The 14,038-nt window shown below is 36.4% G+C and carries 16 protein-coding genes; 10 read left to right on the forward strand and 6 right to left on the reverse strand.

Annotated elements, in window-relative coordinates; all coding sequences use genetic code 11:
- Window positions 1–106 precede the first annotated feature (106 nt).
- Window positions 107–397 (forward strand): Asp-tRNA(Asn)/Glu-tRNA(Gln) amidotransferase subunit GatC, encoded by a 291-nt coding sequence (gatC, locus tag H6F47_RS23790; RefSeq protein ID WP_096566073.1) that lies wholly within the window; start codon window positions 107–109, stop codon window positions 395–397.
- 455 nt (window positions 398–852) lie between these two features.
- On the opposite strand, the gene H6F47_RS23795 is transcribed toward gatC, so the two are convergent.
- On the reverse strand, window positions 853–1,014 hold the full coding sequence (locus tag H6F47_RS23795) for a hypothetical protein (RefSeq protein WP_190347891.1): 162 nt from the start codon (window positions 1,012–1,014) through the stop codon (window positions 853–855).
- A 132-nt stretch (window positions 1,015–1,146) separates the two neighbouring features.
- On the opposite strand from H6F47_RS23795, the gene H6F47_RS23800 reads away from it, so the two are divergent.
- The 7 genes from H6F47_RS23800 to H6F47_RS23830 all read left to right on the forward strand — a co-directional run bounded on the left by H6F47_RS23800 (window position 1,147) and on the right by H6F47_RS23830 (window position 6,660).
- Window positions 1,147–1,944 (forward strand): SAM-dependent chlorinase/fluorinase, encoded by a 798-nt coding sequence (locus H6F47_RS23800; protein WP_190651286.1) that lies wholly within the window; start codon window positions 1,147–1,149, stop codon window positions 1,942–1,944.
- 108 nt (window positions 1,945–2,052) lie between these two features.
- The gene (locus H6F47_RS23805; RefSeq protein ID WP_137669386.1) at window positions 2,053–2,571 is read left to right on the forward strand and encodes a COP23 domain-containing protein; all 519 of its coding nucleotides are present in this window, start codon (window positions 2,053–2,055) and stop codon (window positions 2,569–2,571) included.
- Window positions 2,564–3,433: a serine protease gene (locus H6F47_RS23810; RefSeq protein WP_322743385.1), complete on the forward strand. Its 870-nt coding sequence runs from the start codon at window positions 2,564–2,566 to the stop codon at window positions 3,431–3,433. Before H6F47_RS23805 ends, H6F47_RS23810 begins: the two co-directional genes overlap by 8 nt.
- Before the next feature lie 475 nt (window positions 3,434–3,908).
- Window positions 3,909–4,142 carry a hypothetical protein gene (locus tag H6F47_RS23815; RefSeq protein WP_242027483.1) on the forward strand — a complete coding sequence of 78 codons (234 nt, stop codon included), beginning with the start codon at window positions 3,909–3,911 and terminating at the stop codon, window positions 4,140–4,142.
- A 33-nt stretch (window positions 4,143–4,175) separates the two neighbouring features.
- A complete protein-coding gene (locus tag H6F47_RS23820; RefSeq protein WP_190347868.1) occupies window positions 4,176–4,322 on the forward strand; it encodes a hypothetical protein in 147 nt (48 codons plus the stop codon).
- A 159-nt stretch (window positions 4,323–4,481) separates the two neighbouring features.
- On the forward strand, window positions 4,482–6,374 hold the full coding sequence (locus H6F47_RS23825) for a serine protease (protein ID WP_190651289.1): 1,893 nt from the start codon (window positions 4,482–4,484) through the stop codon (window positions 6,372–6,374).
- 4 nt (window positions 6,375–6,378) lie between these two features.
- The gene (locus H6F47_RS23830) at window positions 6,379–6,660 is read left to right on the forward strand and encodes a hypothetical protein (protein ID WP_190651291.1); all 282 of its coding nucleotides are present in this window, start codon (window positions 6,379–6,381) and stop codon (window positions 6,658–6,660) included.
- A 304-nt stretch (window positions 6,661–6,964) separates the two neighbouring features.
- Here H6F47_RS23830 and H6F47_RS23835 read toward each other — a convergent pair whose 3' ends face one another.
- The gene (locus H6F47_RS23835) at window positions 6,965–8,389 is read right to left on the reverse strand and encodes a serine/threonine-protein kinase (RefSeq protein ID WP_190651293.1); all 1,425 of its coding nucleotides are present in this window, start codon (window positions 8,387–8,389) and stop codon (window positions 6,965–6,967) included.
- A 222-nt stretch (window positions 8,390–8,611) separates the two neighbouring features.
- Here H6F47_RS23835 and H6F47_RS23840 point away from each other — a divergent pair, with 222 nt between their 5' ends.
- Window positions 8,612–9,289: a DUF2301 domain-containing membrane protein gene (locus tag H6F47_RS23840; RefSeq protein ID WP_190651295.1), complete on the forward strand. Its 678-nt coding sequence runs from the start codon at window positions 8,612–8,614 to the stop codon at window positions 9,287–9,289.
- Between the two features lie 46 nt (window positions 9,290–9,335).
- Window positions 9,336–10,559, forward strand: coding sequence for a DNA-processing protein DprA (gene dprA / locus H6F47_RS23845; RefSeq protein ID WP_190651297.1), 1,224 nt, complete (start codon window positions 9,336–9,338; stop codon window positions 10,557–10,559).
- On the opposite strand, the gene H6F47_RS28680 is transcribed toward dprA, so the two are convergent.
- From H6F47_RS28680 to H6F47_RS23860, 4 genes are all read right to left on the reverse strand, one after another.
- Entirely contained in the window at window positions 10,547–10,678 is a 132-nt protein-coding gene (locus H6F47_RS28680) for a hypothetical protein (protein WP_277877177.1), read from the reverse strand. The two genes, dprA and H6F47_RS28680, sit on opposite strands and share 13 nt — an antisense overlap.
- A gap of 94 nt (window positions 10,679–10,772) precedes the next feature.
- A complete protein-coding gene (psb28, locus tag H6F47_RS23850) occupies window positions 10,773–11,141 on the reverse strand; it encodes a photosystem II reaction center protein Psb28 (RefSeq protein WP_096566054.1) in 369 nt (122 codons plus the stop codon).
- Window positions 11,142–11,244: 103 nt separating this feature from the next.
- Window positions 11,245–12,861, reverse strand: a complete 1,617-nt coding sequence (locus tag H6F47_RS23855; RefSeq protein ID WP_190651299.1) for a serine hydrolase — start codon at window positions 12,859–12,861, stop codon at window positions 11,245–11,247.
- A 302-nt stretch (window positions 12,862–13,163) separates the two neighbouring features.
- The gene (locus H6F47_RS23860) at window positions 13,164–13,925 is read right to left on the reverse strand and encodes an RNA methyltransferase (RefSeq protein WP_096566051.1); all 762 of its coding nucleotides are present in this window, start codon (window positions 13,923–13,925) and stop codon (window positions 13,164–13,166) included.
- Between the last annotated feature and the right edge of the window lie 113 nt (window positions 13,926–14,038).

Genomic DNA, 14,038 nt, shown 5'->3' on the forward strand with positions numbered 1-14,038 from the left:
CCCAATTCCCAATTCCCAATTCCCAATTCCCAATTCCCAATTCCCAATTCCCAATTCCCAATTCCCAATTCCCAATTCCCAATTCCCAATTCCCAATTCCCTAAAAATGATAGATCGTGAACAAGTCCATAAAGTTGCTAACCTCGCTCGGTTAGAATTAACACCAGAAGAGGAAGAAAAATTTACTACTCAACTTGGTAGTATTTTAGAATATATCGAGCAACTGAGCGAGCTTGATGTTGCTGATGTACCTCCCACAACCAGAGCGATTGATGTTAGCAATATAACAAGAGAGGATATATTAAAACCCTATACTAACAGAGAGGGTATTCTTAACAGCGCACCTGAACAGGAAGGTGATTTTTTCAAAGTTCCTAAAATCCTCAATGCTGAATAAATAACAATTAACAATTGATAATTGATAATTGACAATTGACAATTGTTTAATTCAAGGTTTCAACCCTCCCCTTTCAAGGGGATAAAACCCAAAAAAATCCGCTTTTTCAATATTCTTCCTCATTGTCAATTGTTCATTGTTAATTGTCGATTATTGAAAAACTACCAAAATTAAACAAATTTTAGGAAGTTTCAGGGGAATTAAGCTGTTGTGCATTTAATTTGTATAAGTGGAACAGGCATCTTGCCTGTTAAACAAGAGTTTAAAATATTAGTCCTATACAATTTAGCTGTGTAACAGCTTATCTTACCCTGGTTTTTTGTTTAGTCTTGATTTTACGATACTAAAAAAAAACCTGCTTTTGCAGGTAAACACACAACGAAACTAAAAATTCTAAAAAATTAACACCAATTAACATGAATAAACATTAATAAACATCAAAAAAAGGAAATAATTCACCGGTAATAAGCTTGTTCTGCTTCTAATTGACGAATAAGTTGCTCATCACCTTTTAATCTTGCCATTTCTAGACGATGTTCAACATTTTTTTTCAGGTTTTGTCTATGTGCTTCATCAGCTTTTTTAACTGCTTGTATTCGATTAATATTTATCGCCATAATTTTGACCTTGATATTTTTGATGATGTCATGTTTTTATAAAATACCAGATTTTTTGTAATTATCGTTACAGACAATTTTTAATAATTGTAAATTTTAAATGAGGTAATGAATGAAAAATTTTGAATTTATATGAATCAAGCAAAAATTTTGACCTTATTAAGTGATTTTGGATATGATGATGTATATGTCGGAGTAATGAAAGGTATAATTTGCCAAATTAATCCAAATCTGACCTTAATAGATTTAAATCATCAAATTCCACCGCAAAACATCGCCGCAGCTAGATTTTCCTTGATGAATGCTTATCCTTATTTTCCCCAGGGTACGGTACATTTAGCAGTAGTAGATCCGGGGGTGGGTAGTCAAAGGAGAGCGATCGCTCTAAAATTAGATCAAGGTTATCTTGTCGGACCAGATAACGGCATTTTTAGCGGTATAATTGCTGAAAATAAAGTAATAACAGCAGTAGAGTTAACAAACTCTCAATATTGGCGAATATCTCAACCTAGCAGCACCTTTCACGGTAGAGATATTTTCGCACCTGTCGCAGCACATTTAGCAAGTGGTGTATCTGTGCAAAACTTAGGCAGAGAAATCAATCCTGAAACTTTGGTAAAATTAGATATTGGCGAATGTCGAGAAATTACTAACGGTATAGCAGGTTGTATTGACTATATAGATCACTTTGGTAATTTAATCAGTAATATTCCTGGTAGGTTTGTGGAGGGTAAAACCTGGTGTGTAGAAGTTCAAGGTTTGCAAATACCAGGATGTGAAACTTACAGTGATGTGGAAGTTGGGGAAATTTTAGCTTTGGTTGGTAGTCATGGATGGGTAGAAATTGCTGTATATAAAGGTAATGCACAGGTACAATTGCAGAGAAAATATTTAGATCATTTACAAATCTTGTTTTTGGGAGATTGTTAATTTATACTATAATTTTATATCTCACGCAAAGGCGCAAAGACGCAAAGGAAGAGAAAAAGTTAAAATGTAATATTTCGGGTATAAAATTACTGTCAACGCCAAAACAACATGAAACTCAGAACATCAAAAATTGTTATTTTGTCATCTTTACTGGCTTTAGCTACCACCGTCAGCTTCAGTAAACCTAGCTACGCAGAAGGTACTAAATTTTATTGCCATAGAGTTAATGGTAAATATTTCACCTTTGCACGCACAGAGGACGGGAGAAAATACAGGGTGATAAGATGGAATTCTACAGATTTTCCTGCACCTTATAGTCCTGAAGCCAGATGTCGTGAAGTGTCATCAAGATTTCAGCGCAATTATGATCATGGTACACTAAAGAAAATCGTTAGTGGTATAATTAACAAACAACCTGTAATTTGCTCTGGAAGTGACTCTAACACAGTCTGTAACAGTCGAAATTTACTTTTTACTCTCAAACCGGGTGCAAATAGAAAAGCGGTAGCCGCTAAACTTTTTGACAAAAGTGCTTTAGCAGCAGGTAAAATCGACATTCAAACAGGAGATCCTGAGGATATTATGTTTGATTTTGATATCTATTTCGATAATTTAGCAAGTGAATAAAAAACTGAGGTCTGTTTTTAAATTGCTTGATTTTAAACTGCTTGATTTCAAACCTATTAAAATTATTACCTGTGTTAGCGGGTTATCTCTCCTACTATCAACATCAACCGCTAATACAGGTATCTCTGTAAATGTTTCTGAGGTAAATCAAAGTCAAAATGGAAACAGGGAACAAATAAAAACCGAACTTTCTCAAAGCGAGTTAAAAAAACAAGCAGCAACTATTACCGTCAAAGTGCTATCAACAGACTTCCTGGGTTCAGGAATTTTACTGAAAAAACAAGATAATAAACAAGATAATAAACAAGATAATAAACAAGATAATATCTATACTGTTTTAACCAACGCTCATGTATTAGCAGCAGATGAACCACCTTATAAAATAGTAACTCCAGATGGGAAAGTATATAAAGCAGAAGTATCAAAAACAGCAAAGTTAGAAAAATATGATTTAGGGATATTAGAATTTTCCAGCAGAGAAAATTATGCAGTTGCAGTTATGGGAGAGAAACCCAAAACCGGAGATGAAGTATTTGTAGTTGGTTTTCCCATCAACCAGGAAAACAGCACAGTTAAAGAAATTACACTCACCACCGGTAAAATAGCCTTAGTCTTAGAAAAAGCACTATCAGGGGGATATCAAATAGGATACACCAACCAACTTGACAAAGGCATGAGCGGCGGACCATTATTAAATACACAAGGTGAGTTAGTCGGAGTTAATGGGATGCACGCTTTTCCTATTTGGGAAAATCCCTCAATGTATATAGATGGTACACCAACAACAGAAACATTACATCAACAAATTATCCGTTTAAGTTGGGCAGTACCCCTAGAGCGTCGATTCAGTAATGCTAGGTAATCTGTTTTTACCTTGTAGGGGCGAAGCATTCGGACAGAATATCAATGGTTTTAGCGATAGGTTATCACCCGAATGCTTCGCCCTGACGATTAATGAATCGGTGTTCTAGAAAAACTAAACCTTAAAAATTCTCCTTCCCAGTCTCAGACTGGGAATGCAAAAGGTGAGTCTCTGACTCACAACATGGTAAAATAATATTAATGATTCCTAGTTGAAGATATAATAGATAAATAGGGTTTGCTGAATAAACCTAAAACCTTGATATATCAAAGGTTAGAGGCTGATAAACACAGAAATTAGTGCAAGGGTTTTGAAGGGTATACCGGAAAAAGTGTGCATTTTTTGGGATTTCAAGAGATGGCAAAGAAATTTTCAAATCTCCTCCTGACTCCTGACTCCTGACTCCTGACTCCTGACTCCTATGCCCTCACGGAAAGACTTTCTCAGCAACCCCTAAATACTTTTATTCCCTGCTATGATTATGACAACAGAATTACTTCAAAAAGTTATAGAAACGGTGGAAACTTTGCCAATAGAAGAACAAAAGACTATTCTTCAACGTTGGTTATGTGAGTTAGAAGAAATTAAATTTTCTCAATCAGATAAGTCTCAGATGAAATTATCAGAATTTCTGCTTTTACCTGAATTAGAAGAAAATGAAACATTATTTGCAAGAGATAAAGACACAGGTAGAGATATTTCATTATGACTTATTTATTAGATACTTGTGTTATTTCTGAATATGTCAAAAAACAACCTTGTCAACAGTTTAATCGCTGCGACTGCATCTGAAAATAATCTGATCATTGTTACTCGTAATATTAGTGATTTTGCTTTTTCATCTGTTAATGTTTTTAGTCCTTGGGATGAATATATCAGCATTGACTAAGGAGTAAACACAGACAAAAAAACACCCAAAATCAAACCATAAATTTAACAATCACATCCTGTAAATCCTCAAAACTCTAAATATCATTAATTTTTTGACCTTTGACTTTTGACTTTTGACTTCCCGAAGGGTGTCCTGATTCAGACAAATAAAAATAATATGCACTATAAATATACTCTTCCTACCTTATTTATCCTCACCTCCCTCACCCTGACACCACCAGCAACAGGACAGGGTTTATCATGCAGTAAAGAAATAGATGCCATAGCCGAAAAAATCACCGTTTTAATTGATAATGGTAAATACAATGGTTCGGGAACTTTAATCAAAAAAGATGGGAATACTTATTCTGTTCTCACCGCTTTTCATAATTTCCGAGATCAGAATTTAAGATATACCATTGTCACCCCTGATGGACAACGTTATCCCATTAATGTGCAGAATATCAAACCTCTGGGAACTGCGGTAGATTTAACGGTAGTGCAGTTTAGCAGTAATAGAAGTTATCAAATAGCGAAGTTGGGTAATTCTGATGTGGTGCAACGTCGGGATAATGTTTATGTCGGTGGTTTTCGTCCCCCAACAGGAAATGTTCCTACTCCGCTTTACGACTGTTTTAATGGGGAAGTTTCCGCTAATGCTAAACAGGTGACTGTGGATGGTGGTTATAATTTAGTTTATACTAACCAGACTGTCAAGGGTATGAGTGGGGGACCAGTGTTAAACCAGCAAGGTGAGGTAATAGGTATTCATGGCCGGGGTGATGAGTTTGAAAATAGGAATTTAAATAGATATGCTGGTGTTCCTATTAATACTTTTATCAGGCTTTCAACGGGTGTAACTGCTAAACCTAACAGTGGGGCGTTAAATGTTGATGATTATTTTGCTTTAGGTTTGGATAAACAAAACAAAGGTGATCATCGTGGGGCAATAGTAGCTTATACTGAAGCTATCAAGATTAATCCTAACTATGCCAATGCTTACTACAAACGGGGAAATGTCCGTTATGAATTAGGAGATAAGCAAGGTGCTATAGATGATTACAACCAAGCTATCAAGATTAATCCTAACTATGCCGATGCCTACAACAACCGGGGAGTTGTCCGTAAGGAATTAGGAGATAAGCAAGGTGCTATAGATGATTACAACCAAGCTATCAAGATTAATCCTAACAATGCCAATGCCTACAACAACCGGGGAAATGTCCGTAATGATTTAGGAGATAAGCAAGGTGCTATAGATGATTACAACCAAGCTATCAAGATTAATCCTAACGATGCCGATGCCTACTACAACCGGGGAATTGTCCGTAATGATTTAGGAGATAAGCAAGGTGCTATAGATGATTACAACCAAGCTATCAAGATTAATCCTAACGATGCCAATGCCTACAACAACCGGGGAGTTATCCGTGATGAATTAGGAGATAAGCAAGGTGCTATAGATGATTACAACCAAGCTATCAAGATTAATCCTAACGATGCCGATGCCTACATCAACCGGGGAGTTGTCCGTAATGATTTAGGAGATAAGCAAGGTGCTATATCAGATTACAACCAAGCTATCAAGTTTAATCCTAACTTTGCCGATGCCTACATCAACCGGGGAGTTGTCCGTAATGATTTAGGAGATAAGCAAGGTGCTATAGATGATTACAACCAAGCTATCAAGTTTAATCCTAACGATGCCAATGCCTACATCGGCCGGGGAAATGTCCGTAATGATTTAGGAGATAAGCAAGGTGCTATATCAGATTACAACCAAGCTATCAAGTTTAATCCTAACTTTGCCAATGCCTACATCGGCCGGGGAAATGTCCGTAATGATTTAGGAGATAAGCAAGGTGCTATAGATGATTACAACCAAGCTATCAAGATTAATCCTAAATATGCCGATGCCTACTACAACCGGGGAAATGTCCGTGATGATTTAGGAGATAAGCAAGGTGCTATATCAGATTTTCAGCAAGCTGTGAAACTATATCAACAACAAGGAGGTAATGAATACTGGTTGAGAATAGCCCAAGATAGAATTAGAAAATTACAACAATAATAGTTTGTCTGAATCAGGATGTCCAGGATTTAAGGATGTACAGGATGTGATTTTTCAATTTCTTCTTTTCCTTTGCGACTTTGCTCCTTTGCGTCTCTGCGCGAAACTTTATCTGAATCAGGATTCACAGGATGTTAGATTACCTATTTCTGACTTGATTTGTCATTCTTTAAAAGGAGGAAAAAATGAATTTGGCTATCTACCAGGATTTTTAAGATTGATGGTTGTTTATGACTTTGTGATTTTCGTTGATTACTATATCTGGCGACACGGATTCCCACTATAATATTATGATAACCGAAACTAGAAAAATGTCAAGGGGTTTTTGAGGAATATTCAGACAAAAAAATTCTCAGGACTTACGCAAAAGGGAACGAAAGTAGGGGTAATTCATGAATTACCCCTACGCAAGAATAAGGTTTTCAGTCACATCTTGCGTAAGTCCTAATTCTGACTTTTGACTTTTGACTTTTGACTTTTGACTTCCCGAAGGATGTCCTGATTCAGACAAAAATCATCAATATCATTGTATATTGTTGTGAGTCAGAGACTCACGTTTTGCATTCCCAGTCTGAGACTGGGAACGAGAATTATTCGATTTCTATTGATTGAATTATCATTTCTACAGTGTTTAAAAACTTGTCATATTCATTTTCTTCTGCTGAATAAATAATCACATAAGCTTTATTTTCTTTCAAAGTCATTACATACATATTCTTGATTTTTTCATCACCGTTTCTACCAGTTGCAATGATTTTTCTTCCTTGTTTCCCACTAAAAAAATATGTATCTCTTTTTGTGACTTTCCCATCTGTTAAATTATCAGTTATATCCTGTTCTTGAAAGTTTTGCAGCTGATCTAAAGTTTCTAAATAAGGAAAACTACTAATTATCAATCTTGAATGTTTTCGAGGGTGAATAAATGTCACAAGTTTATCATCTAAAGCATTTGGTGTTGCATCTTGAGGCCAACATTCTGGATATTTAAGTTTGATATTATGTTCTTGATAGTCTGCTAATTTTCCATCACATTCAGGACGAGAACTGTTAATAAATACAAAAGTAATAATTCCTGTCACTAATATACCTAATCCTACAGATGCAATTTTCAGAAGTAAGGGATTAAACTTTGTACCTATTGTAATTGTAGTGGATTCATCATTAGATTGATTATCAATTTGATGATGATAAATTTGTTGTTGTGAGATTTGCTGTAATGCTGTTAATGCTTCTGTTGCATCAGCATAACGGTTTGTGTGATTGTATTCTACCATTTTATCTAAAAAATTAGCAAATCGATCACTAACGTTCACAAAATCACGCCAAATTAATTTTACTTGTTGATCTCTTCCTAAGGATTTAGGATGTTTACCTGTGAGTGCTTGAATACCAATCATTCCTACAGCATAAATATCACTGCTAAATTCAGTTGCTCCTATTTGTTGTTCTATTGGTGTATACCCACGAGTACCAATTGTAGTAGGATTTTGTGGTTGTTGATTTTCTAAATATTGAGTGCTGATTTGTTTGACTGCACCAAAATCAATGATGACTATTTTCTGATCTTTTTGTCTTCTTCTAATATTTTCCGGTTTTAAATCTCGATGAATTACTTCCTGTTCATGAATAAATACTAAAACTTCTAAAATATCTGTTAATAATTGAATTACAACATCTTCCTTCAACGGAATATTAGGACGAATTTCTTGTTTTAAATCATATCCTGCTATATATTCTTGAACTATAAAAAAATCTTGGTTTTCTTGGGGATAAGCTAAAAGTCGGGGTATTTGTGGATGTTTACCTAGTTGATGCAGGATTGTAGCTTCCCGTGCAAATAATTCTTGAGATTTTTTTATTGTTTCCGGTTCGGTGCTTGATGGTGTAAAATGTTTAACTACACATTCACTTGGTGGGGGTACTTGGGTATCTTCCGCTAAATAAGTTGTACCAAATGTACCCTGTCCTATCTTACTGATGATTTTGTATCGTGCTGCAATGATTCTACCAATCATCCGATTCACCCCTCTACCCAGATAATCATATACATATATTAAATCATGGCTAATAGCAATTTTACTGAAAACAGGAAAAGTTTCAGATCCCCCCAACTCCTGTCTTAATAAGCAGGGTTAAGATGAATTATACAGATATGGGATTTTTCATGATGTAAAAATTCACAATATCATAATACAATAGCTATAGCAGTCAGTTAGCAATATCCTCTATTATTGAATATGACTACACAATCAATATCTACTCCAGAACCACAACCTACACCAGAAGTCTATCAAGGACAGTTTGGAGAATTTACCATTACTAAGGGCGATCGCATCGGTGTGATCATCTATCGTACAAGTTTAATGATAGCAGCAATTAGTTTTGCTATTGGTAGTAATTTAGCTTTATTTTATGCTGATTATCCCTTAGCTATTCAAGCTATTACCCCTCTTTACACTGTTTTTAGTTTAGCTTTGGGGGTGAGTTTATTAACTATTCACATATATATGAAGTTGCTACATCAAATTTTACAACTTTTCTGGATAATTGGTAGTATTTCTGCCTTAATTTTCGCACATTTGGATCATCAACCTTTTGCGAATACTATTTATAATCAACCACTAACATTATTTGGTGTGGGTTTTACTTTTGCTGCTTTAACAGGTATTTTCTTTAAAGAAGGATTTTGTTTTAATCGGTTAGAAACGAAAATCTTAACTCCCCTTGTTCCACTTTTATTATTAGGACATTTAGCAGGAATTTTATCAACTCAAGCAGAACAGGTTTTATTAGGTATTTGGGTAATTGCTTTTTTAGTGTTTGCGTTGCGGAAAACAGTACAAAATATTCCCGCAGATATTGGTGATAAGTCGGTTTTTGATTATTTGAAGAATCAAAGATTAGCAAAGGGTTAAAGATCAGAATATCTCACGCAAAGACGCAAAGGTTGATTTTTTGAAAATGTCTACTATAGAAGAGCGCAAATATTGGTTAGCTTGGTCGCAAATTTCGGGAATTGGTCCAATATTATTACAACGATTACACCAGCATTTTGGTAAATTAGAAAATGCTTGGAAAGCGAGTCCTGCGGAATTACGAAAAATCGAAGGTTTTGGTTTTCAAACTTTAGAAAAAGTTGTACAACAAAGAAGTCGTATAAACCCAGAACAATTACTGATTCAACATCAACAAATAAACCCGAATTTCTGGACACCCGCAGATTTAGAATATCCCCAATTATTAAGAGAAATTCCCACACCACCAGCAATTTTATATTATCGTGGTGAAGTTGATTTACAAGAAAATTCAGGAAAAAAACCCTTGGTAGGTATAGTGGGAACTCGTAAACCTACAGAATATGGAATAAAATGGACTCGTCAAATTAGCACTGCTTTAGCTAAAAATGGTTTTACTGTGGTTTCGGGAATGGCCGAAGGAATAGACACGGAAAGTCACACCGCAGCGATGAAAGCAGGAGGAAGAACTATAGCGGTTGTAGGAACTGGTGTAGATGTTATATATCCTGTGAAAAATAAAGATTTATATCAACAAATTTTAAAATCTGGGATTGTTATTAGTGAATATCCTGCGAAAACTACACCTAACAGGACTCATTTTCCGCGCAGAAATCGTATTATTGCAGGTTTAAGTCGTGCAGTATTAGTGATGGAAGCGGGAACAAAATCAGGTGCTTTAATAACAGCAACTTATGCAAATGAGTTTTGTCGTGATGTTTACGCTTTACCGGGAAGAGTTGATGATGAACCATCCCAAGGATGTTTAAAATTAATTAGTCAAGGTGCAGGTTTAATAAATCAACAATTAAATGAATTATTAATTATGTTGGGTGCTATTCCCCAAATAGATGTAGAAACTCCTCTTTTTAATTCTGTTCCTTTATCTCAACCAACTCAAACTAAGTTAGAAACTCCTAAACCAGAAACTCCTAAACCAGAAACTCCTAAACCAGAAACTCCTAAACCAGAAACTCCTAAATTAGAAACTCCTAAATTAGAACCAGAATTACAAAAGGTAATAGATATTTTAACTGTTGAATCTTTACCTTTTGATTTTATTGTGCAGAAAACAGGTATGGATGCGGGTTTAGTTTCTAGTTCTTTGTTACAGTTAGAATTAATGGGTTTGGTTTCCCAACTTCCAGGAATGAGATATCAGAAAATATAGGTGACTGGTGACTGGTGACTGGTGACTGGTGACTGGTGACTGGTGACTGGTGACTGGTGACTGGTGACTGGTGACTGGTGACTGGTGACTGGGTAATCAATTTTATGTTTTCTAATCAACTATTACCAATTACCAATTACCAATTACCAATTACCAATTACCAATTACCAATTACCAATTACCAATTATCAATTATCAATTACCAATTATCAATTATTTTTCCCCATATTCCATTCCGTTTGCATCAGCATAACGGTGCAAAAAACGCATAATTCGTGCAAAATGATCTTCTCTTTCTACTTCAAATTTACAATCTACCCGTTTTAATTCATCTCCTTCATCACCACCAAAAATAAACTTTGTTCCCGTAGGAGTAACACTAATTTCTCCTTCTTCATCTGTTAATAATAGGGAATTTAAAGACTGTTTGGTAAAACTATTAAAACCGGACAAAGCTTTTAATTGTTCAAATTGCATAACTACAATGCGTTTACCAGTGCGGGTTTCCCGTCGTAAACTCACGTTACTCAGTTCTTCAAATAAACCTGCAAAAAATTGAATTGATGGAGGAGTAGATGTCATGATTAATTGGTGATTGGTAATGGGTAATGGGTAATTGGTAATAGATTAATCTAAAATCCAAAATCCAAAATCTAAAATCTAAAATCTAAAATTCTCCTGACTCCTATCTTGGTGGATAATATTGTGGAGTCATCATAGGAGGTTGATAAGTACCCATCGGTACATTATTAACCATACCATTAGGTGGTATTGGACTCATTACCTGGGGTTGAATGAAAGGTTGAATGAAAGGTTGAACTGGTTGAACTGGTTGAACTGGTTGAACTGGTTGAACTGGTTGAACTGGTGGTTGAAAACTTGTTGATGGTGGATTATTTGTAGGAGTGGGGGGTGTGACATTCGCTTGACTAAAGTTTTCGTAAGCAGCTTGAGAAATAGAACTAATCAGTGTTTCCGCAGCAGGATCATTATGAGGACGTTTTACCATGACAGCAGCAATGTAACGCTTACCGGTGGGGATATCAATTAAACCTGCATCTCCTAACATTGTCCCAATATCACCGGTTTTATGATATGCTCTTGCTCCTTCTCCTAACCCAGAAGGTATGAGAGTGTTTCTTTCTGTGCGACGCATGATATCTAACATTAAATCACGCGATCGCATACTGACTAAATTACCTTGATTCACTTTAGCAATTAAATCTGCTAATTCTTTGGGTGATGTGGTGTTTGTACCTTCTAAATCTGGTAAAATATTACGAATAGCTGTAGTTGTTAATCCCCAACTGCGAAAACGCCCATTTAATACTTCCTGGCCTCCCAGTCTGGTAATGAGCATATTTGTGGCAGTGTTATCACTGATAGTCATCATTTTTGTGGCTACATCCAACGCTGTGTATTTACTACCCACAGGTTGAGTGCGTAAATTACCAGAACCTCCTGCCACCATTTCTTTTTCCATAGTCAGCATTTCATCCAAGCGAATTTTTCCCCCATCGACATCTTGGAAAAAAGCTACTAAAATCGGAATTTTGATGGTGCTGGCAGCAGGAAAACTTGTACTAGCATTAATATCTACATAGCCACCCGTATCTAAATCTACCATGAAAACCCCAGGCGTTAGACTTGGGTTGGCGGTAGCTAGATTTTGTAAAGTAGATTTTAAAGTGGTAATTTCTTGAGCTAAGACTAAACCAGAACCAGATGCTTGGTTATTAGCATGAGATTGGGTGATATTGGTCTGAGATGGGGATGCAGAGGTTGTAATGATGCGATAAGCAGGGTCTAATATTGATAATATCGTGCCGACAATTGCACCTAGTCCGATACCAACAATCAATAAACGCAAGGTATACAATACAGCCTTAGCCATTGGCTTTAATCGCGTTTTCCGTGATGATTGCCTGGTTACTTTTAGCTTGCCTTGCTTTTGTACACGCACTGTTTTTAATTTCCCTGTAACCGATTGTGGCATTTTGGTTGACATATTTGCCCTTGGTTTAGGGATGGGTTTAACAGCTGTCGGCATGACTAACCGGCTTGATGGTCTTCGCCCCTCAGTTGTAACATTAGCAGAACTGATAGGATTGTTTAACCTTGTGAGTGCTACAGTTTCCCCTCTGTTTGCACCCTGCTGTTGCTTCCTGGCTTGTTTTTGTCCTGCCTTTTGGGACTGTTTTTGGGCTTGTCCTTGGTCTTGGCTTTGGACAGGACGCGGACGACGACGCTGGGAAGACTGCCGTTTTGACACAGCTATTAGTTTGTCATTTGATTCTGACACTGCTACTCCTTAGTTACCCACTCGACTGTTTTGTTTGTCAAATTTCGACCCAAAACTAACTACACTATGCACCTTGATACTCAGAACCCCTTCTGTTACTAAGCAGCATTTTTCAGTTTAGTGTAAGTCATAATCAATGCTTTTGGAAGATGATATCTAAAAAATATATAGGACTCCTATTTGATTATTGAAAAAAACTCCGTACACCAAAATTCTCTAAAAGCCTTTTGCATGAGTGCCTCTTGCCTGCCTACACAGATAAATGATAAATTCAGAAGTCAAACCCGATGACTATAGTTCCATCATAGTCCTGAGTTTTCTAAGCTGTTGTAATTTTGAATTGCCCATTGTACTTGTTTAATCATACCTCTGAGCATAGCAACTTCCGTGGTTTGTAGGTGGGCGCGGTTATATAAATGGCGGAATTTTTCCATCCTACTGGCTGCTGTGTGGGGATAAAGATAACCTATGGCAAGTAGTAGAGATTCTAATTCCTGGTAGTAGGGTTCTACAGTGTCCAAGGGTGCTGTTTCTGTTGTCGGTGTTTTCTGGGTGATAAAATTTTCCGCTAGTTGTGATAATTCGTAACAACAGATTGACACCGCAGTAGCTAAGTTTAATGATGGGTATTCGGGATTTGTAGGAATAAATACTAACTTTTGGGCATAATTGATTTCTTGATTGGTTAATCCCCGATCTTCTCTACCAAAAATTAATGCTGTGGGTTTTTCTGGTTCTGCTAATAACCAGGGGAAGGCGTGACGGGGGTTTTCTAAGGGTAATTCTCCGCTATAATCTCTACCTATGGTAGCGATCGCACGGGTACATCCTGTTAATGCTTCTGGTAAAGTATCAACTATGACAGCATTTTCTAATATTTCTTTGGCGTGAACTGCCATTTTTAAGGCTTCAAAAGATAGGCGATCGCACTGCGGATTTACTAAGATTAAATCACATAAACCAAAGTTTTTCATCACTCTGGCAATTGAACCTACATTTAATTCTCCTGCTGGTTCTACTAAGATAATTTTTATTTTCGAGCAGGTTGTTTTTTCTGTTGTCATAAAAGATCCATAAGTCAGGAGTCAGGAGTCAGGAGTCAGGAGTCAGGAGTCAGGAGTCAGGAGTCAGGAGTCAGGAGTCAGGAGTCAGGAGTCAGGAGTCAGGAGTCAGGAGT

It is taken from the genome of Sphaerospermopsis sp. FACHB-1094, assembly GCF_014696195.1.
Classification (GTDB): Bacteria; Cyanobacteriota; Cyanobacteriia; order Cyanobacteriales; family Nostocaceae; genus Sphaerospermopsis; species Sphaerospermopsis kisseleviana.

What these genes read in the sequence shown, in the direction of transcription:
- gatC (WP_096566073.1), top strand. Translation starts at nt 107, where the DNA reads ATGATAGATCGTGAACAAGTCCATAAAGTTGCTAACCTCGCTCGGTTA.
- H6F47_RS23795 (WP_190347891.1), bottom strand. Translation starts at nt 1,014, where the DNA reads ATGGCGATAAATATTAATCGAATACAAGCAGTTAAAAAAGCTGATGAA.
- H6F47_RS23800 (WP_190651286.1), top strand. Translation starts at nt 1,147, where the DNA reads ATGAATCAAGCAAAAATTTTGACCTTATTAAGTGATTTTGGATATGAT.
- H6F47_RS23805 (WP_137669386.1), top strand. Translation starts at nt 2,053, where the DNA reads ATGAAACTCAGAACATCAAAAATTGTTATTTTGTCATCTTTACTGGCT.
- H6F47_RS23815 (WP_242027483.1), top strand. Translation starts at nt 3,909, where the DNA reads ATGATTATGACAACAGAATTACTTCAAAAAGTTATAGAAACGGTGGAA.
- H6F47_RS23820 (WP_190347868.1), top strand. Translation starts at nt 4,176, where the DNA reads ATGTCAAAAAACAACCTTGTCAACAGTTTAATCGCTGCGACTGCATCT.
- H6F47_RS23825 (WP_190651289.1), top strand. Translation starts at nt 4,482, where the DNA reads ATGCACTATAAATATACTCTTCCTACCTTATTTATCCTCACCTCCCTC.
- H6F47_RS23835 (WP_190651293.1), bottom strand. Translation starts at nt 8,389, where the DNA reads ATGATTGGTAGAATCATTGCAGCACGATACAAAATCATCAGTAAGATA.
- H6F47_RS23840 (WP_190651295.1), top strand. Translation starts at nt 8,612, where the DNA reads ATGACTACACAATCAATATCTACTCCAGAACCACAACCTACACCAGAA.
- dprA (WP_190651297.1), top strand. Translation starts at nt 9,336, where the DNA reads ATGTCTACTATAGAAGAGCGCAAATATTGGTTAGCTTGGTCGCAAATT.
- psb28 (WP_096566054.1), bottom strand. Translation starts at nt 11,141, where the DNA reads ATGACATCTACTCCTCCATCAATTCAATTTTTTGCAGGTTTATTTGAA.
- H6F47_RS23860 (WP_096566051.1), bottom strand. Translation starts at nt 13,925, where the DNA reads ATGACAACAGAAAAAACAACCTGCTCGAAAATAAAAATTATCTTAGTA.